The 18,893-nt window shown below is 72.2% G+C and carries 17 protein-coding genes; 15 read left to right on the top strand and 2 right to left on the bottom strand.

Annotated features, from left to right (window positions below; translation table 11 throughout):
- Positions 1-68 precede the first annotated feature (68 nt).
- The 13 genes from ACFXJ5_RS00240 to moeZ all read left to right on the top strand — a co-directional run bounded on the left by ACFXJ5_RS00240 (position 69) and on the right by moeZ (position 14,921).
- Positions 69-1,037 (top strand): alpha/beta fold hydrolase, encoded by a 969-nt coding sequence (locus ACFXJ5_RS00240; RefSeq protein ID WP_384624672.1) that lies wholly within the window; start codon positions 69-71, stop codon positions 1,035-1,037.
- A 3-nt stretch (positions 1,038-1,040) separates the two neighbouring features.
- Positions 1,041-2,372: a DUF3152 domain-containing protein gene (locus tag ACFXJ5_RS00235; RefSeq protein WP_384624670.1), complete on the top strand. Its 1,332-nt coding sequence runs from the start codon at positions 1,041-1,043 to the stop codon at positions 2,370-2,372.
- 73 nt (positions 2,373-2,445) lie between these two features.
- A complete protein-coding gene (locus ACFXJ5_RS00230) occupies positions 2,446-2,538 on the top strand; it encodes an Ms4533A family Cys-rich leader peptide (RefSeq protein ID WP_384624668.1) in 93 nt (30 codons plus the stop codon).
- A 152-nt stretch (positions 2,539-2,690) separates the two neighbouring features.
- Positions 2,691-4,400, top strand: a complete 1,710-nt coding sequence (locus ACFXJ5_RS00225; protein ID WP_384624665.1) for an ABC transporter substrate-binding protein — start codon at positions 2,691-2,693, stop codon at positions 4,398-4,400.
- Positions 4,397-5,374 carry an ABC transporter permease gene (locus ACFXJ5_RS00220; RefSeq protein WP_384624662.1) on the top strand — a complete coding sequence of 326 codons (978 nt, stop codon included), beginning with the start codon at positions 4,397-4,399 and terminating at the stop codon, positions 5,372-5,374. The genes ACFXJ5_RS00225 and ACFXJ5_RS00220 overlap by 4 nt, the downstream gene beginning before the upstream one ends.
- Positions 5,371-6,360 (top strand): ABC transporter permease, encoded by a 990-nt coding sequence (locus ACFXJ5_RS00215; protein WP_384624660.1) that lies wholly within the window; start codon positions 5,371-5,373, stop codon positions 6,358-6,360. Before ACFXJ5_RS00220 ends, ACFXJ5_RS00215 begins: the two co-directional genes overlap by 4 nt.
- Complete coding sequence (locus ACFXJ5_RS00210; RefSeq protein WP_384624657.1) at positions 6,357-7,994, top strand: ABC transporter ATP-binding protein; 1,638 nt, start codon at positions 6,357-6,359, stop codon at positions 7,992-7,994. Before ACFXJ5_RS00215 ends, ACFXJ5_RS00210 begins: the two co-directional genes overlap by 4 nt.
- 141 nt (positions 7,995-8,135) lie before the next feature.
- Entirely contained in the window at positions 8,136-8,960 is an 825-nt protein-coding gene (locus tag ACFXJ5_RS00205) for an alpha/beta hydrolase (RefSeq protein WP_384624654.1), read from the top strand.
- Positions 8,961-9,082: 122 nt separating this feature from the next.
- Positions 9,083-10,738, top strand: a complete 1,656-nt coding sequence (locus ACFXJ5_RS00200) for a DUF3492 domain-containing protein (RefSeq protein ID WP_384624651.1) — start codon at positions 9,083-9,085, stop codon at positions 10,736-10,738.
- A gap of 83 nt (positions 10,739-10,821) precedes the next feature.
- Positions 10,822-11,967, top strand: coding sequence for a hypothetical protein (locus ACFXJ5_RS00195; RefSeq protein WP_384624649.1), 1,146 nt, complete (start codon positions 10,822-10,824; stop codon positions 11,965-11,967).
- 3 nt (positions 11,968-11,970) lie between these two features.
- Positions 11,971-12,867 carry an NAD-dependent epimerase/dehydratase family protein gene (locus ACFXJ5_RS00190; protein WP_384624646.1) on the top strand — a complete coding sequence of 299 codons (897 nt, stop codon included), beginning with the start codon at positions 11,971-11,973 and terminating at the stop codon, positions 12,865-12,867.
- The gene (locus ACFXJ5_RS00185; RefSeq protein ID WP_384624643.1) at positions 12,855-13,613 is read left to right on the top strand and encodes a spherulation-specific family 4 protein; all 759 of its coding nucleotides are present in this window, start codon (positions 12,855-12,857) and stop codon (positions 13,611-13,613) included. Before ACFXJ5_RS00190 ends, ACFXJ5_RS00185 begins: the two co-directional genes overlap by 13 nt.
- Positions 13,614-13,742: 129 nt before the next feature.
- Positions 13,743-14,921 (top strand): adenylyltransferase/sulfurtransferase MoeZ, encoded by a 1,179-nt coding sequence (moeZ, locus tag ACFXJ5_RS00180; protein WP_127359760.1) that lies wholly within the window; start codon positions 13,743-13,745, stop codon positions 14,919-14,921.
- Positions 14,922-15,021: 100 nt separating this feature from the next.
- Here the strand turns inward: moeZ and ACFXJ5_RS00175 are convergent, their stop codons facing one another.
- Positions 15,022-15,888, bottom strand: a complete 867-nt coding sequence (locus tag ACFXJ5_RS00175) for a glycerophosphodiester phosphodiesterase (protein WP_384624640.1) — start codon at positions 15,886-15,888, stop codon at positions 15,022-15,024.
- A gap of 207 nt (positions 15,889-16,095) precedes the next feature.
- Here ACFXJ5_RS00175 and ACFXJ5_RS00170 point away from each other — a divergent pair, with 207 nt between their 5' ends.
- The gene (locus ACFXJ5_RS00170) at positions 16,096-16,593 is read left to right on the top strand and encodes a hypothetical protein (RefSeq protein WP_384624637.1); all 498 of its coding nucleotides are present in this window, start codon (positions 16,096-16,098) and stop codon (positions 16,591-16,593) included.
- Between the two features lie 68 nt (positions 16,594-16,661).
- On the opposite strand, the gene ligD is transcribed toward ACFXJ5_RS00170, so the two are convergent.
- Positions 16,662-17,678 (bottom strand): non-homologous end-joining DNA ligase, encoded by a 1,017-nt coding sequence (gene ligD / locus ACFXJ5_RS00165; protein ID WP_384624634.1) that lies wholly within the window; start codon positions 17,676-17,678, stop codon positions 16,662-16,664.
- 57 nt (positions 17,679-17,735) lie between these two features.
- Here ligD and ACFXJ5_RS00160 point away from each other — a divergent pair, with 57 nt between their 5' ends.
- Positions 17,736-18,794 (top strand): ATP-dependent DNA ligase, encoded by a 1,059-nt coding sequence (locus tag ACFXJ5_RS00160; RefSeq protein WP_384624631.1) that lies wholly within the window; start codon positions 17,736-17,738, stop codon positions 18,792-18,794.
- Positions 18,795-18,893: the final 99 nt, after the last annotated feature.

Raw genomic sequence — 18,893 nt, 5'->3', positions numbered from 1 at the left:
AGTGGCAACCAAAGGCTGTGAGGGCGAACACGCGATCGCACGCGTGATCGTCTCGTAATATTGCGCGCATGTCGTCGACGGAGTCCCCTGAAGCCGTACTCGCCGCCGTGCCCGTGCCGCCCTCCGGACCCAGAGCGGGGCAGGGCGAGGCGGTGCGCGAGGTGAAGCTGCCCGGTCTGACGCTGACCGTGCGTTCGCGGCCGGCCTCAGGACCGGACGGACTGGCGCCCGCGCTGTTCGTGCACGGCCTGGGCGGTTCGTCGACGAACTGGTCGGCGCTCATGAGCCGCCTCGACGACCGGTTGGCCTGCGAGGCGCTGGACCTGCCCGGCTTCGGCTACTCGCCGCCGCCGGACGACGGGAACTACTCCTTCGCCGGGCACGCGCGGGCGGTCGTACGGCTCCTGGAGGCCGGCGGGCGCGGGCCTGTGCACCTGTTCGGCAATTCGCTGGGCGGGGCGGTGGCCACCAAGGTGGCGGCGGCCCGGCCCGATCTCGTACGTACGCTGACGCTGGTCTCGCCGGCGCTGCCGGAGCTGCCCCCGCAGCGCAGCGCCCTGCCGACCGGGCTGCTCGGGGTGCCGGGTATCCCCGCCCTGCTGATCCGGGCGACGAAGGACTGGGCGCCGGAGCGGCGCACCCGGGAGCTGCTGGCGCTGTGTTACGGGGAGCCGGACCGGGTCAGTGACGACGCCTTCACCGAGCACGCGTCGGAGTACGAGCGGCGGGTCGAGCTGCCGTACTTCTGGGACGCGCTGTCCCGCTCGGCGCGCGGGGTCCTGGACGCCTACACGCTGGGCGGCCAGCACTCGCTGTGGCGGCAGGCGGAGCGGGTGCTGGCCCCGACGCTGCTGGTCTACGGCGGCCGGGACAAGCTGGTGTCCTTCCGGATGGCGAGGCGGGCCGGGCGGACGTTCCGGGACTCGCGGCTGCTGGCCCTGCCGAACAGCGGGCATGTGGCGATGATGGAGCACCCTGATCTGGTGGCGCGGGCCGTGCGCGAGCTTCTGGACGAGACTGACGGGAGCCGGAAGTAGCCGATGGGCAGGCACAGCGCACCGGGCGGCCGCGAGGGCCGCAGCGACGACATACCCGGCATACCCGGCGTTCCGCCGTCGGCCCCCGCCGATCCCGGCTCGGGCCGGCGGCGCCGCATCGCCGGGTGGCGGCAGGCTCCGCCGCAGGCCCCTGGCCGTGGCCCGGGCCCGGCTCCCGCCCCGGCGCGGGGCCCTCGCCCCGAGTGGGCCTACGCGCACCCCGAGCACCGGGAGCACGCGGCCTGGGGTGACGCGGAGTCGTGGGACACCGGCTCCGGGCCGGCGGTGCGCGGTCTGCGGGCGCCCGAGCTGCCTGACCCGGAGGTGGCCGAGCTACTGGGCAGCCCCGAGGCCGCCGGCCTGGCCTTCGGTGCGCCCCCTGCGCCGAGGCTGCCGCAGCAGCGGAGGGCGGCCGCACGGGTCCCGGGGCCTCGCAAGGAGTTCGTCGAGGCCTTCGAGACCCCGCACACCGCGCCGCAGGAGACCGCCCCGGACAGCGAGGAACCCCCGAAGGGCGGCGGCAAGGGCCGCACCTTCGGCGGCGCGGCGGCGGCCGCCGTGGTGACGGTGCTGGCCGTGGTCGTCGCCGGGCAGCTGGCCGGGGGCGGCAAGGAGAGCAGCGCGGCCGGGTCGTCCTCGAAGGCGAGCCGCGGCGCCGACGGCTCGGCCTCGCGGTCCGATGTGCGGTCCACGCCGTCCACCTCGCCGTCGGCCTCTGCCTCGGCCGTAACGCTGACGTACCACCAGGCCATGGTGCAGACGTATCCCCTCAATCCGGGCCTCACCCTCTCCGGGAAGTTCCACACGATCGGGGGACACCAGAAGGCGCCCGGCAAGGGCCAGGTGTACAAGGTGCGGGTCGACGTGGAGCAGGGTCTGGCGCTGGACGGCGCGGTCTTCGCCGACGCGGTCTTCAAGACGCTCAATGACGACCGTAGTTGGGGCCACGGCGGTACGAAGACCTTCGAGCGGGTGTCAACGGGCCACGCGGACATCGTCGTTACGCTGGCGAGCCCGGGGACCACGGCGAAGTGGTGCGCGAAATCCGGTCTGGACACCTCGGCTGAGAACGTGTCATGTGACTCGGCGTCGACTCCCCGCACGATGATCAACGCCTACCGGTGGGCGCAGGGGTCCGAGACCTACGGCCCGGACAAGATCTACATGTACCGCCAGATGGTGATCAACCACGAGGTCGGCCACCGGCTCGGCCACCGCCACGAGTTGTGTCCGAAGAACGGGGCACTGGCGCCGGTGATGATGCAGCAGACGAAGTTCCTGACCCTGGACGGGGTGACCTGCAGGCCGAATCCGTGGCCGTATCCGAAGGGGTGACACGGATCACCCCGTTGATCGTATGCTGATCCGGTTTTGACATCGGACAGGTGCGTCGTCCAATCTTTTGCGCATGTCCGACAACCACGCCACCCGGTACGTCAGCCTTGAGCTGGCGCTCATCGGCGTGACCGGGCACACCGTGGCCGACATTCTCTGTCGCTGACCCGCATCGCTGGACGTGTAGAGGCACCCTGCCTCCGCTTCCGGCGGCCCTTCCCTCCGCGGGTGTGAATCCTTTCGGCTTGCCCACCCGCGGAATCCTTCGTCCGCCCATTCCGTCATGCCGCGATTCGCAGCCGCGAAAGGTTTCTCCCGATGCGTCATCTGTCCGTCTCACCACGCCGCGCCGCAGCGGCAGCCGCCGTGCTGGCCCTCGCCGGAGGGGCCGCCGCATGCGGCCCGAAGGACAGCAGCGCCTCCTCCGGCGGCAAGCCCGAGAAGGGCGGCACGCTCACCGTCCTCAACCAGACGGCGCAGCAGGACTTCGACCCCGCCCGGCTCTACACCTCCGGCGGCGGCAACGTCCCGTCCCTGGTCTTCCGTACGCTGACCACCCGCAACCGCGAGAGCGGCGCCGCCGGCTCCAAGGTCGTCCCCGACCTCGCCACCAACACCGGTGAGCCCAGCAAGAACGCCACCGTCTGGACGTACCACCTCAAGGAAGGCCTGAAGTACGAGGACGGCACCACGATCACCTCGGCCGACATCAAGTACGGCATCGAGCGGTCCTTCGCCGCCGAGCTGTCCGGCGGAGCCCCGTACCTGCGCGACTGGCTGATCGGCGGCAAGACCTACCAGGGTCCGTACAAGGACAAGGGCGGCCTCGACTCCATCGAGACCCCTGATGCGAAGACCATCGTCTTCCACCTCGACAAGCCCGAGGGCGAGTTCCCCTTCCTGGCCACCCAGACCTCCTTCGCGCCGGTCCCCAAGGCCAAGGACACCGGCACGAACTACGAGAACCACCCGATCTCGTCGGGCCCGTACAAGGTCCTGAAGAACGAGAACGACGGCGAGCGGCTGACCCTCGTACGCAACACGTACTGGTCCGCCAAGACCGACTCCGAGCGCAAGGCCTACCCGGACAAGATCGACGTCCAGTCCGGTCTCGACGCCACCGTCATCAACCAGCGGCTGTCGACCAGCTCCGGCAACGACGCCGCCGCCGTCACCACCGACACCAACCTCGGCGCCGCCGAGCTCGCCAAGATCACCGGCGACAAGTCGCTGGCGAGCCGGGTCGGCACCGGCCACTTCGGCGAGACGTACTACCTGGCCTTCAACCCGAAGGTGAAGCCCTTCGACAACATCAAGGTGCGCGAGGCCGTCTCCTACGCCATCAACCGCACCACCGTGGTCAACGCCCTCGGCGGCTCCTCGCTCGCCGAGCCCGCCACCACCTTCCTGCCCGACCAGGCCAGCTACGGCTACACCGCCTACGACGCCTTCCCGGCGGGCAAGACCGGCAACGCCGCCAAGGCCAAGCAGCTGCTGAAGGAGGCCGGTTACGCCAACGGCCTCACCATCACCCTCACCCACGACACCACCAAGGGCGAGGAGCGCGGCCCGGAGGTCGCCACCGCCGTGCAGGAAGCGCTGAAGGCGGCCGGCATCACCGTCAAGCTCGACGGCCTGGAGTCGGACGCGTACGGCGAGAAGGTGCACAGCACCACCAAGGAGCCCGGCCTCTTCCTCAGCCGCTGGGGCGCCGACTGGCCGTCCGGCGGTCCGTTCCTCGCGCCGATCTACGACGGCCGGCAGATCGTCACGGACGGCTGGAACTTCAACCACGCCTTCCTCGACGACGCGGCCGTCAACAAGGAGATCGACGCGATCAACAAGCTGACCGACCTCAACGCCGCCGCCAAGCGCTGGGGCGCCCTCGACAAGAAGATCGGCGAGCAGGCGCTCAGCGTTCCGCTGGTGCACCCGGTCTACAAGCGGCTGGTCGGCAAGGACGTCAAGAACGTCGTCATCAGCGACTGGACCGGCGTTCTCGACGTCTCGCAGGTCGCGGTCAAGTGACCACCGACGTACTCACGGCTCCCGCGGTCGCGACCGCGCCCGGGGCCCGGCAGTTCTGGCGGCGGCTGCGCGCTCAGCGTGCGGCCGCCGCCGGCGCGGCCGTCATCGCGCTGCTGGTGATCGCGGCCGTCGCGGCGCCCCTGCTCGCCGCGATCGAGGGCCAGGACACCACCACGTACCACCCCGAGCTGGTCAACTCCGCCGCCGGCGGCGTCCCGCTCGGCTCCTTCGGCGGCGTCAGCGCCCAGCACTGGCTCGGCATCGAACCCGGCACCGGCCGCGACCTGTTCGCCCGGCTCGTCTACGGCGCCCGGGTCTCGCTCGGCGTCGCCATCGCCTCCACGCTGGTGCAGGTCGTCCTCGGCGTCGGCATCGGCCTCGCCGCCGGGCTCGGCAACCGCTTCCTCGACAACCTGCTCAGCCGCAACACCGACGTCATGCTCGCCCTGCCCTCCCTGGTCTTCTCCATCGCGCTGCTCGCCGTCGTGCCCGACGGCTTCCCGCGCCCGGTGCTGCTGGTCCTGGTCATCGGCCTGCTCGGCTGGGGTGGCACCTCCCGCATCGTGCGCGCCCAGGTGCTCACCCTGAAGTCGCTCGACTACGTCGCCGCCGCGCGGCTCGGCGGCTCCGGCACCTGGCGGATCGCCCGCCGGGAGCTGTTGCCCTCGCTCGCCGCGCCGGTGGTGACGTACGCGGCCGTGCTGCTGCCGCTCAACATCAACTCCGAGGCCGGGCTGTCCTTCCTCGGCATCGGCGTCAAGCCGCCCACCCCCTCCTGGGGCCAGATGCTCTCCTCGGCCACCACCTGGTACGAGGCGGACCCGGCGTACGTCCTGCTGCCGGCCGGCTTCCTGCTGGTCACCGTCCTCGCCTTCACGCTGCTCGGCGAGGGGATCCGGACCGCCCTCGACCCGCGGGCCGCGTCCCGGCTGCGGGTCGGCACCGGCCGCAAGCGTGAGGAGGCCGCCGTATGACCCGCTTCCTGCTGCGCCGGGCCGGCAGCGCCGTACTGGTGCTGCTCGTCCTGTCCGTCGTCCTGTACGCCGTCTTCTACATCGCCCCCGGCGACCCCGCGCAACTCGCCTGCGGCCCCAAGTGCGGCACCGTCCAGCTCCACCAGGTGCGGCAGAACCTGGGCCTCGGCGACCCGCTGTGGGCGCAGTACGGGCACTTCCTCCAGGGCATCCTCACCGGCCGCGACTACAGCACCGGCACGGGGACCGAGCACTGCGGCGCGCCCTGCCTGGGCCTTTCGTACCAGAGCGGCGACCAGGTCACCGCGATCCTCGGCCAGAAGCTGCCCGCCACGGCGTCGCTGGCGCTCGGCGCGATGGTGCTGTGGCTGATCATGGGCATCGGCAGCGGGCTCCTCTCGGCCGTGCGGCGCGGCCGGCTCACCGAACGGCTCCTCACAGGCTTCACCCTCGTCGGCACGGCCACCCCGGTCTTCATCACCGGCATCCTGCTGCTGATGCTCTTCTGCTCGGTCCTGCAGTGGCTGCCGTACCCGTCGTACGTCCCCTTCACCGACGACCCGCAGCAGTGGGCCTGGAACCTGGTGCTGCCCTGGTTCGCGCTGGCCTTCCTCGAGTCGGCCAAGTACGCCCGGCTGACCCGCAGTTCGGTGCTCGAGACGCTGGCCGAGGACCATGTGCGTACGTTCCGCGCCTACGGCGTCAGCGAGCGCGCGATCGTCTGGCGGCACGCCCTGCGCGGCGCGCTCCCGCCGGTGATCGCGCTGTCCGCCATGGACTTCGGCACGATGTTCGGCGGCGCCGTGCTCACCGAGACCCTCTTCGGCATCCCCGGTATCGGGCAGAAGCTGGTCACCGCGGTCCGCACGGAGGACCTGCCGGTGGTGCTCGGGGTGACGCTCGCCATGGGCTTCTTCGTTGTCCTCGCCAACGCCGTCGCGGACGTGCTGTACGCGGTGGCCGACCGACGGGTGGTTCTGGCATGAGCTCGTCCTGGGATTCGCCTTCGGAATCGGGTTCGTCCCCGTCGTTGGTCGAGGTCACCGACCTCAGCGTCGAGTTCCCGACCGGCGGTTCCGCCGTACCGGCCGTGGACGGCCTGAGCTTCACGCTGGAGGCCGGCGGCGCCCTCGGCCTCGTCGGGGAGTCCGGCAGCGGCAAGAGCGCCACCGCCTTCGCGCTGCTCGGGCTGCACCGGGGGACCGGCGCCCGGATCGGCGGCTCCGTCCGGGTCGACGGCACCGACGTGCTCGCGGCGCAGGACGCGGAGCTGCGGCGGCTGCGGGGCGGGCGGGCCGCGATGGTCTTCCAGGACCCGCTGTCCTCCCTCGACCCGTACTACGCGATCGGCGACCAGATCGCCGAGGTGTACCGCGTTCATGAGGGGGGCTCGCGCCGGGCCGCGCGCGAGCGGGCGGTCGCCGTCCTCGACCGCGTCGGCATCCCGGACGCCGCCCGGCGTGCCCGTTCCCGGCCGCACGAGTTCAGCGGCGGCATGCGGCAGCGGGCACTGATCGCCATGGCGCTGGCCTGCGAGCCCAGGCTGCTCATCGCCGACGAGCCGACGACGGCTCTCGACGTCACGGTGCAGGCCCAGATCCTCGACCTGCTGCACGAACTGCGGGCCGAGACCGGCATGGGGCTGCTGCTCGTCACCCACGACCTGGGGGTGGTGGCGGGGAGCGTCGACGACGTGCTGGTGATGAAGGACGGCCGGGCCGTCGAGCGCGGTCCCGTCGCGGATGTGCTGGGCGCTCCGCGTGAGCCGTACAGCCGTGCGCTGGTGGCGGCGGTGCCGCGGGTGGAAGTGGTGCGGGAGGCTGCGCCTGAGCCGTCGCATGGTGACGTGCTGCTCGAAGCGGTCGATCTGCGGCGCGAGTTCGGCAAGCGCGGTGGCAAGGTCGCGGCGGTGGACGGTGTTTCGCTCACCGTACGGCGGGGCGAGACGCTCGGCGTCGTCGGCGAGAGCGGCAGCGGCAAGACGACCCTGGGCCGCATGCTCGTCGGGCTGCTGGAACCCACGGGCGGCGAGCTGCGCTACGGGATCGCGCGGCGTGAGCTGCAGATGGTCTTCCAGGATCCGGTGTCCTCCCTCAACCCCCGCCGCAGCATCGGCGAGTCCATCGCCGACCCGCTGCGGGCCGCGCGTGAGCTGGACAACCGCGCGGTCGTGGGTCGGGTACGGGAGCTGCTGGAGCGGGTCGGTCTCGACCCGGACTGGTACGACCGCTATCCGCACGAGTTCTCCGGCGGCCAGCGCCAACGGGTCGGCATCGCCCGCGCCCTGGCTCCCGGGCCGCAGCTCATCGTCTGCGACGAGCCTGTCTCGGCGCTGGACGTCACCACCCAGGCCCAGGTGGTCGACCTGCTCGGTGAGCTTCAGCGGGATCTTGGGCTGGCGCTCGTGTTCATCGCCCATGACCTTGCGGTCGTACGGCAGGTCAGCGATCGGGTGCTGGTCATGCGGGGCGGCTCCGTGGTGGAGTCCGGGCCGGCCGACCGCGTTTACGACGCGCCGCAACACCCTTATACGAAGGGGCTGTTGGCTGCCGTTCCGGTGCTTGATCCTGCGGAGGCGGCTGCGCGGAGGGTGGAGCGGCGGGCCCTTGTCACTGCGTGAAGGCACGGTTCGCGGCACTCGGATCGGCGGCTTGCGGTCGGTGGCCTCTACTCTCGGTGGGCCCCGGGCCAGAATTGCCCGGGGGCCATCGAGATGACGGGAGTCCACGTGCGGCGACGCGCATTCATCCTTGGCGGGGCCGTGGCCACAGCCGCTGTGGCGGCCGGAGGCCTCGGGATGGCGACGGAGATGTTGCCGGGCAGTGTGGCGGTGCGCCGCAGGATCGGGTGGACGGGGCCTGACGGGGTCGTGCCCGACGTGCCCGCCGGGCGGATCACGCGGCGGAAGGTGACGTCGAAGGCCCGGGGAGCCACCGTGAACGTCGTGACGATCGCTCCGTACGGAGTGTCGGACGCCGCGGCGCGCACGTTGCCGGTGTGCGTGATGCTGCACGGCAGGGGGTCGTCCGCGAACGGGTTCGTGGGGCTGGGTATGCCGCAGTTCCTGACGCAGGCGGTCCGGGACGGCGTCCCGCCGTTCGTGCTCGCGGCGGTCGACGGGGGCCAGGCCTCGTACTGGTACGGGGCGCCGCAGCGGATGCTGCAGGAGGAACTGCCGGGCTGGGTGGGGGCGGAGCCGAGGGCGGTGCTCGGGATATCCATGGGCGGCTTCGGGGCGCTGCTGTACGCGCGGGAGCGGGCGGGGCTGGACGCGGTGGCGCTGCTGAGCCCCGCGCTGTTCCGGACGTGGGCGGATGCCAGGACCGTGGGGCCGTTCGCGGACGAGGGGGAGTGGGCGGCCAACGAGCCGCTGCGCCATATCGCCCAACTGCAGGTTCCGGGGCGGGACATAGGCCTGTGGTGCGGCCGGGAGGACCCGTTCCAGGACTCGGCCCGCGCGCTCGCGGCCAGGGTCCTGCCCGCCTATGAGTCCTTCGGGCACGGCGGACACGACATGGGTTACTGGCGCCGGGTCGCGCCCGACGCGCTCCGGTTCGTGGGCACGAGGGTCGCCGTCAACGCGTAACGCCTCCGAAGGTTACGGGCGTTCATCCGTTCCGGTGGCGCGGCGGACAACCGTCCATCGCGCCACCGTCCCCCCGGCATACCGTCAACGCGCCGAGTCGAGGACGGAGAAGGGGGGCGCACATGCGCATCGCATTACTCACAGAGGGTGGTCACCCGTACGCGCGAGGTGAGGGCGGCGCGTGGTGCGACCGGCTCGTACGCGGGCTCACGGGCCATGAGTTCGAGGTGTACGCGCTGGCCCGCAGCGAACGGGCCGAGGCGGCGGGCCGCTACACCACGCCGCACAACGCCAGGCGCGTACGGACCCTGCCGCTGTACGGGCTGCTACCCGAGGACGCGGCCACGCCGGTGCGCGCCCGGCGCCGCCGGTCGCTCGTTCTCGCCCAGTTCCGCGATCTGGCGGGGGTGTTGGCGGAGTGCGGAGTGGAGGCCGGGGCCCTGGCGGACCGTTTCGCCACCGCGCTGTACGGCCTCGCCGAACTCGCCCGGGAGGACGGCGGGCTGCCGGCCCTGCTGCGCTCCGAGCACGCACTGCGCGCGCTCGAGGACGCCTGTCGCGCGCCCCGCGTACGGCCGCTGATCGGCGGGGCCGGGGTCCACGACCTGCTCACGGCCGCCGATCTGCTGGAGCGGGCGCTGCGGCCGCTGTCCGCGCGCTGGTACGAGCCGAACGGTGACACGCTCGCGGCCGTCGACCTGTGTCACGCCGTCTCTGCGGGCTCGGCGGTCCTTCCCGGGCTGCTGGCCAAACGGTTCTTCGGCACGCCGCTGCTGGTCACCGAGTACGGCGTCGGGCTGCGCGAGACGCTGCTCGCCCACCGCGCCGCCGGGCTCTCCGCCCCCGTACGCGCCCTGCTCACCGCCTTCCACCGCCTGCTGGCCGGCGAGGCCTACCGCGAGGCGGCCCTCGTCACGCCGGGCAACACCCACGCGCGCCGCTGGCAGGAGCGCTGCGGTGCCGACCGGGCCCGGATCCGTACCGTCCACCCCGGCTACCCGGGGCTGGAGGCGCTGCCCGCCCCGCCCGAGGCCGATGCGGCCGACCCGACGCTGGTCTGGGTCGGCCGGATCGACCCGGCCAAGGACCTGATCGCCCTGCTGCACGCCTTCGCGGCCGTACGGCGGCAACTCCCCGGCGCGCGGCTGCGCGTCATCCACGGCACGGCCGGCGGGCCCGCCTCGGCCGGCTACCTCGCCCACTGCCGCGGCCTCGCCGCCCAGCTCTTCCCGGACGAGGCCGCGAACGCGGTCAGCGTCGGCGAGAACCCCGTCACCTTCGAGCCGCTCGGCGCCCCGGGCGCTGCCGGGCTCGGTGAGGCGTACGCCGCCGGTGACGTGGTCGTCCTCTCCAGCATCGTGGAGGGCTTCCCCGTCACGCTGGTCGAGGCGATGGCCTGCGGCCGGGCGACCGTTTCGACGGACGTCGGTGCCGTACGCGAAGTCATCGGCGGTACGGGCCTCGTCGTACCGCCGCGCAACCCCCGCGCCCTCGCCGAGGCATGCGTCGCGCTCCTGCGGGACCCGGAGCGCCGTCACCGGCTGGGCGCGGCCGCCCGCGAGCGGGCCCTCGAGCTCTTCACCGTCGAGCAGAACCTGCGGGCCTTCCGCGAGACCTATCTCGACCTCGTCGCCCACCACGCCGCCGCCCCACCACCCGAGCGGGTCCCCTTCGCCCACCCCGCCGAGGCCCATGTCCCCGGCCGCTGGACCGCCCCCGCCTGGGCACTCCGCGAACCGGTCCTGGCCGGCCCCATCGCCCAGGAGGACCCCGCATGATCGAGTCGCAGGGGGCTTCCCCCACCCCGCCCCTTTGTGAGTTGCCGGGGCCGGTCGGGTGGCGTACGCCACGTGGCCGGGTTGTGCCCACGCTCCCCCAACCGGAGGCGTCCGCTGCCGACCCGGCACGGGCGACCGTCACGCCCGTCGGCGGCGAGCCGTGGCCCGCGGAGGCGCCCAGCGCACCGGAGCCCACCAAGGGCAACCGCCGGCGCGGTCCCGCGGACCCCGTGCGCGGGCTGATGCACCGGCATGCGGCGTTGTGCGCGAACGCCGTGGATCCGCTGGAGATCGCGGCGGGGCTGGAGGCGCAGGGCGTGACGGACCGGGTGGCGGGAGGGTTCCGGCACCGGGACGTGTTCGGGCTGGCGGAGGAGCTGTACGCGAGGGTGCCCCGGGGTGCGGTGACGGCTGAGGCCGAGCCGCCGGCGGGGCCGGTGCAGGGGCCGCGGATCGCCCTGCATCTGCTGCCCGGAGCGATCTGCGCGGCCGGGGCGGTGCTGGGGCGGGCGTGGGGGCCGGCGGTGGTGGTGATCGCGGTGCCGTTGACGCTGGCCGCGATGCTGGCGATCCTGCGGGCCGGCCCGCTGCGGGCGCCGGGGCGGCTGGCGGCGGGCGGGGCGCTGTGGACGTGCTGGCTGCTGGGCTTCGCGGTGTACGGGGAGAGGACGCTCGACGCGCTGTCGCCCGGCGGGGGCTTCGCCGGGGGGTTGTTCACCCCGGGCAACACGGCGGCGCTGACCGCCATAACGCTCGCGCCGGCGCCCGCCGCATGGTGCGCGCACCGCTTCGCGGCGAGGGCGCGGGCGCATCTCGGGCCGAGCCGGGGCCTGGAGGAGTTCGCCGGGGCCGTAAGACCGCTGCTGGCGGGCACGCTCGGGCTGTTTCTGCTGGCGCAGCTGGCCCTGCTGGGCGCCGCGTTCACCGCCGCCGGGGTGCGGGTCACCCCGGCGGCGCTCGCCGGACCCGCCGCGCTGAGCCTGCTGCTCTTCACCGCTCGCCTGCTGACCGTCCACGGCTTCCCGGACGTGGCGGTCGCCGCCACCGGGACCGCCTGCGCCATCGAGGCGCTCGCGCTGGTCGCGGCCTTTGTCCACCGGCTGCCCGTCGGCCCGGCCGCCATACCGGCCGTCGCCTGCGGCGGCGCCGCGCTCGCCCTGGCCGCGTACGCGCTCGGCGTGCTCTCCCGGGCCTCGGCCCACAACCCGACACACGACCTGGAGCAATGAACGATGAGAGTCCTCCTGCTGGGCGCCGACGGATTCCTCGGGCGCCATGTGGCAGAACGGCTGCTCGCCGACCCCGCCGTGCAGTTGACCACCCTCGGGCGCAGCGATGACGCGGACGTACGGTTCGACCTGTCCACCGGCAGCCCCGGCGCCCTGGCGCGCTTCATGGACGCCGTCCACCCGGGCGTCGTCGTCAACTGCTCCGGGGCGATCCGGGGCGGTGCCCGCGAGCTGACCCGGCACAACATCATCGCCGTGGCCACGGTCTGCGAGGCCCTGCGCCGCAGCGGCACCGGCGCGCGCCTGGTCCAGCTGGGCTGCGGCGCGGAGTACGGCCCGTCGCCCGCCGGGTCGTCCACCGCGGAGGACGCGGTGCCGCGTCCCGGCGGACCGTACGGGGTGAGCAAGCTCGCCGCCACCGAACTCGTCCTCGGCTCCGGCCTGGACGCGGTAGTGCTCCGGATCTTCACCCCGGTGGGGCCCGGAACACCGACCGGCTCCCCGCTGGGCCGGCTCGCGGAGGCGCTGCGCCGCGCGATGCAGAGCGCGGACGGCGAACTGAAACTCGCCGGCCTCGGCGTCCAGCGCGACTTCATCGACGTACGGGATGTGGCGCGGGCCGTCCACGCCGCCTCGCTGTCCGCCGCGCAGGGCGTGGTGAACATCGGCGCCGGCCGGGCCGTACGTATGAGAGAGGTGGCGGCCGCACTGGCGCACGTCGCGGGCTACCAGGGCATGGTGCACGAGCTGGACGACCCGCCCATCGCCTACCCGGACGGCTGCGGGGCCTGGCAGCAGGCCGACGTACGCACCGCGCGCGACCGCCTCGGCTGGCGGCCCAGGATCGCCCTGGAGGAGTCGCTCGCCGACGTCTGGATGGAGGCGGCATGCCGCGTCTGACCCCGACGGGACTGCGCAGCCGGACCGGCCGCAGCGATCGGCTCGGCTTCGGAGTACCCGCGTACGCCCACCCGCTGATGGCCCCGGCCGAGTGGGCCGAGCTGGCCCGCCCGGGCACTCCGCTGCACTGGGTGGCGCTCAACGTCTCCCGGGGCCCGGGCACCCGGCCCGACCCGCTGTATTCGGAAGCCGTCGGCCGGCTCCGCGAGGCCGCCGTCCCCGTGATCGGCGTCCTGGACACCCGGCACGGCGACCGGCCCTTCGCCCAGCTGGTCTCCGACGCCCACCACTATCTGGACTGGTACGGCGTCGACGGCTTCTACCTCGAACGGGCCCCGACCGACCGCGAAGGCGTCTCCGACTGCCGCCGGGTCACCACGACGCTGCGCGCCCTGCTCGGCGCCGATGACGGCGGCGACGGGCACATCGTCCTGGGCCACGGCTCCCACCCCTACCCCGGCTACGCCGAGGTGGCAGACCAGCTGGTCACCTTCTGCGGCCCCTGGACGGACTACCGCTGGTCCGAGGCCCCGCAGTGGACCGCCGGCTATCCGCCGGAGCGGTTCTGCCACCTCGTCCACGGTGTGCCGGCCCCGCACCTGGACAACGCGATGCGCATCGCCCGCTGGCAGGGCGCGGCCACCGTCTTCTTCACCGACCGTACGGACCACGCGGCTTGGGAGGGCCTGCCGGGCTACTGGGGGGAGGTGTCCGGGCTCCTGCGCCGTCAGCCCTCCGACGACTGAGGCCCAGCATGTGACCTGGATCTGTCTCGCGCCTCGGGACGACGGTCTTGGAATGAAGACGGGCGTGGCAGTGTTGCGGAGAAGGACAACCGTAATGACTTACCGACCAGCTGCATTGTTGAGGTCTCTGTGTCGCTGCCACCCCTGGTCGAGCCGGCCGCCGAGCTCACCGTCGACGAGGTCCGCAGGTACTCCCGCCACCTGATCATTCCCGACGTGGGCATGGACGGGCAGAAGCGGCTGAAGAACGCCAAGGTGCTGTGTGTCGGCGCCGGCGGCCTCGGCTCGCCGGCCCTGATGTACCTGGCCGCAGCCGGTGTCGGCACCCTCGGCATCGTGGAGTTCGACGAGGTCGACGAGTCGAACCTGCAGCGGCAGATCATCCACAGCCAGGCCGACATCGGCCGCTCCAAGGCCGAGTCCGCCCGTGACTCCGTCCTCGGCATCAACCCGTACGTGAACGTCGTCCTTCACCAGGAGCGGCTCGAAGCCGACAACGTGATGGAGATCTTCGCCCAGTACGACCTGATCGTCGACGGCACGGACAACTTCGCGACCCGCTACCTGGTCAACGACGCCGCCGTGCTGCTGGGCAAGCCGTACGTCTGGGGCTCCATCTACCGCTTCGACGGTCAGGCCTCGGTCTTCTGGTCCGAGCACGGCCCCTGCTACCGCTGCCTCTACCCCGAGCCCCCGCCGCCCGGCATGGTCCCGAGCTGCGCCGAGGGCGGCGTCCTCGGCGTGCTCTGCGCGTCCATCGGCTCCATCCAGGTCACCGAGGCCATCAAGCTCCTCGCGGGCATCGGCGACCCGTTGGTCGGCCGCCTGATGATCTACGACGCCCTGGAGATGACCTACCGCCAGGTCAAGGTCCGCAAGGACCCCGACTGCGCGGTCTGCGGTCCGAACGCGACCGTCACCGAGCTGATCGACTACGAGGCCTTCTGCGGCGTCGTCAGCGAGGAGGCCCAGCAGGCCGCCGCCGGGTCGACGATCACTCCCGCGCAGCTCAAGGAGTGGATCGACAACGACGAGAAGATCGAGATCATCGACGTCCGCGAGCCGAACGAGTACGAGATCGTCTCCATCCCGGGCGCCAAGCTGATCCCGAAGAACGAGTTCCTGATGGGCAACGCCCTCCAGGACCTCCCGCAGGACCGCAGGATCGTCCTGCACTGCAAGACGGGCGTCCGCAGCGCGGAAGTCCTGGCCGTCCTGAAGTCCGCGGGCTTCGCCGACGCCGTCCACGTCGGCGGCGGCGTGATCGGCTGGGTCAACACGGTCGAGCCGCACAAGCCGGTCTACTAGACCCGTCGTTCCTCCGAAGGGCCCCGGTCGCACGCCGACCGGGGCCCTTCGTGTGCTCCGGAACCTCTGGGCGGGCCAGGCCGGTTGGCCCGGAAACGGCCTAGCCGACGGCGTCCTCGATCACGTCCGGCTTGTTGGTGATGATGCCGTCGACCCCCATCGCGGTGAGCGTCGCGGCCTCCCCGGCGTCGTCCACCGTCCAGGCGTTGACCTGCATCGGCGCCCCGTGCGGGCCGCGCTGCCGGTGCACGGCGTCGACGTACGACCAGGTCAGGGTCTTCTCGTCCGGGTTGATCTGGTCGGCGAAGGCCGCGTACGAGCGGAGGTCGGCGGTGTCCGGATTGCCGAGGAACCCGGTGTGGACGCCGGGGCTCAGGCGGTGCGTGGTCCGCAGGGCGGCGGCGCTGAAGCTCTGGATGACCAGCCTGCGCGTCACATGGGCCTGGTCGAGCCAGCCCTCCTTGCGGAGCAGGGTGAGGGTCTGCGACTCGACGCCGGGGTAGAGCTGCGGCTGCTTCAGCTCCAGCAGAACGCCCTGTCCGGTGCGGTCGAGCTGCTCCACGTACTGCCGGAGGGTGGGGATGCGCTCGCCGACGTACTTCCGGCTGAACCACCCTCCCGCGTCAAGGCGCTTGATCTCCTTGAGCGTGAAGTCCTTGACCCGCCACGGCGAGCGCTTCGGGTAGAGCTTCTCGACGTTGGTCGTCCTGGCGAGCGTCGCGTCGTGGATGACGACCAGCTGCCCGTCCTTCGTGCGCTGCACGTCGTTCTCGACCCAACCGATGCCCAGCCGATGCGCGTTGCGGATCGCGGCGAGCGTGTTCTCGGGCGCGTACGCGGCTCCCGCCCGGTGGGCGTACACCGTCGGGCTGCCGACGGCGGCGTCGGCGGGGCCCGTCGGGATGATGAGGCCCGCCACTACCAGCAGTGCGCCCGTCGCGGTCCCGGTGGTGCGGATGCGGTCCATGCGGGTGACTCCTCGCGTCTGCCGACTTCCCTACGTGATCGAAGCGTCGCAGAGGGCAGTGGTCGCAGCTCGTTTATCTAGGCCGACACGGTGATGCGTCCGTTCGGCGTACCTGGCGTGCACATTGTGTGACGAGAGGTAACTCTATGAAACGAAATGCTCGCGCTCACAGAGCGAAATGCTCGCGCTCACCAAAGGGAGACACCCATGCGCATCCGTCGTCTGCTCGCCACCGGTGCTATCAGCGCCGCGGCTATCACGGCGATCGTCGGTTCCGCGGCGCCCGCGATGGCCCACGACGGCGACCACGGCCGTCCGTGCCACCACGGCCAGGACCACCGGTCCGACTGGGGTCACGACAACTGGAACGACGACTGGAACCAGCACGGCCGCGACGATCATGACGGCCGTGACTGGGACGACAACGATGGCCACGGCTGGCGTGACGGCCACGACGGCTTCGGTCTCGGGCTGTTCCGCGTAATCGGCGGATTCCGTCACGACCACGACCACGGCAACTGGAACAACGACCACGACGGCTGGAACAACGACGACCACGACGGTTGGAACAACGACGACCACGACGGTTGGAACAACGGCCACGACGGTTGGAACAACGACCACGACCACGGCCGCGACTGCGACCACAACCACGACCACGACCACGACAACGACCACGACCACGGCAACCACTGGAACCACTGACGGCTGTCGTTGAGCCGCTTTCGCGGTGGAAGGGCGCCCGGCGTTCGGCGTGAGCCGCGCCGGGCGCCCTACTCCGTGCGCTTGGCCCGGCTCGGCTGCACCCGCAGTGGTTCGCCCGGCATCTTCGGGTGGTCCGGCGGGTACGGCATGTCGCCCAGGCCGTGCTCCCGCTCGTCGCGCGCGGCAAGCTCCAGCACGGCGTCCAGGCGGCACACGCTTCCCGGGTCGTCCATGCCGGCGTGGACGTCGCCGACCTCGGCGAAGCGCCCAGGCATCGTTGCGAGGTCGAAGTCCTCGGGGCGGGCGTCCGGCACCTCGTTCCAGCGCAGCGGGGCGGAGACGGGGGCCTGCGGCCTGGGGCGGATCGAATAGGCGCAGGCGATGGTGCGGTCGCGGGCCGTCTGGTTGTAGTCGACGAAGATCTTCTCGCCCCGCTCCTCCTTCCACCACTTGCTGGTCACCTGCTGCGGCATCCGCCGCTCCAGCTCGCGCGCGATCGCGATGGCCGCGCGCCGCACCTGGGTGAAGTTCCAGTCCGGCGAGATCGGTACGAAGACGTGCAGGCCCCGCCCGCCGGAGGTCTTCGGCCAGCCGCGCAGCCCCAGCTCCTCCAGCAGGCCGTGCAGCTCGTGCGCGGCCCGTACGGCGTCGGCGTAGTCCGTCCCCGGCTGCGGATCGAGGTCGATGCGCAACTCGTCCGGATGCTCCAGGTCGTCGCGGCGCACCGGCCAGGGGTGGAAGGTCAGGCACCCCAGGTTCGCGCCCCAGACGACGGCCGCCGGCTCGGTCGGGCACATCTCGTCCGCGTACCGCCCGCTGGGAAAGCGGATCCGGCCGGTCGGGATCCAGTCGGGGAGGTTCTTCGGGGCCCGCTTCTGGAAGAACGATTCGCCGGTCACCCCGTCCGGGTACCGCTCCAGCGTCGTCGGACGGTCGCGGAGCGCCCGCAGGATGCCGTCCCCGACGGCGATGTAGTACTGGGCGATGTCCAGCTTGGTGAAGCCGCGCTCGGGAAAGTACACCTTGCCCGGATTCGACAGCCTCACCGTCCGGTCGCCGACGGTCAGTTCCACGGCTTCACCCATGCGGCCCACGGTAGGTCCGACGGGCGCGCCGCGCCTCCTGGGCGCACAATCGGGCTCATGGACCTGCCGGTGATGCCCCCCGTCAAGCCGATGCTGGCCAAGTCGGCGGCGAAGATCCCACCGGGGATGCTCTACGAGGGCAAGTGGGACGGCTTCCGGGCGATCGTGTTCCGCGACGGGGACGAGGTGGAGATCGGCAGCCGTACGGGCAAGCCGCTGACCCGCTACTTCCCCGAGGTCGTGGAGGCCGTACGGGCGGAACTTCCGCCGAGAGCGGTGGTGGACGGCGAGATCGTCATCGCCACGGGCACGCGACTGGACTTCGACGCGCTGCTGGAGCGGATCCACCCGGCCGACTCCCGGGTGCGGATGCTGGCGGAACGTACGCCGGCCTCCTTCGTCGCCTTCGACCTGCTGGCACTGGGCGACTCGTCCCTGATGGCCGACCCCCTGACCTGGCGGCGCCAGGCGCTGGTCGACGCACTGGGCACGGCGCGGCCACCCGTGCACGTCGCGCCGGCGACCACCGACATCGAGCTGGCCCGGCAGTGGTTCGAGCAGTTCGAGGGCGCGGGCCTGGACGGCGTCGTCGCCAAGCGGCTGGACATCGGCTACCGGCCGGACGAGCGCGTCATGATCAAGGTCAAGCACGAGCGCACCGCCGACTGCGTCCTCGCCGGATACCGCCTCCACAAGAGCGGCCCCGTCGTCGGCTCCCTGCTGCTCGGCCTGTACGACGCCGGGGGCCGCCTGCAGCACGTCGGCGTCTGCGCGTCCTTCCCGATGGCCCGGCGCGCGGCCCTGGTGGAAGAGCTGGAGCCGCTGCGTATGCCCTCGGCCGCAGGCCATCCCTGGGCCGAATGGGCGGAAGCCGACGCCGCCGCCACCGGCCGCATGCCCGGCGCCCAGAGCCGCTGGAGCGCCGGCAAGGACCTCTCCTGGGTGCCGCTGCGGCCCGAGCGGGTCGTCGAGGTCGCCTACGACCACATGCAGGGCGACCGCTTCCGCCACACCGTCCAGTTCCGCCGCTGGCGGGACGACCGCGACCCCTCCAGCTGCACCTACGCCCAGCTCGAGGAGCCGGTCAACTTCGACCTCGCGGACGTCCTCACCTGACGTGGCTGAAGGCGCCCACCGTGCTGGAGTCGCCCGCGCTGTCACTCGACAGGGTGATTTGCCTCACCCCCGAATCGGCACCCACAGCTCGATCCGGTC

Origin of the sequence: Streptomyces sp. NPDC059373 (genome assembly GCF_042751495.1) — a bacterium.
In the GTDB taxonomy this organism is placed as follows: Bacteria; Actinomycetota; Actinomycetes; order Streptomycetales; family Streptomycetaceae; genus Actinacidiphila.
This window is presented reverse-complemented; position numbering and strand designations above follow the sequence as displayed.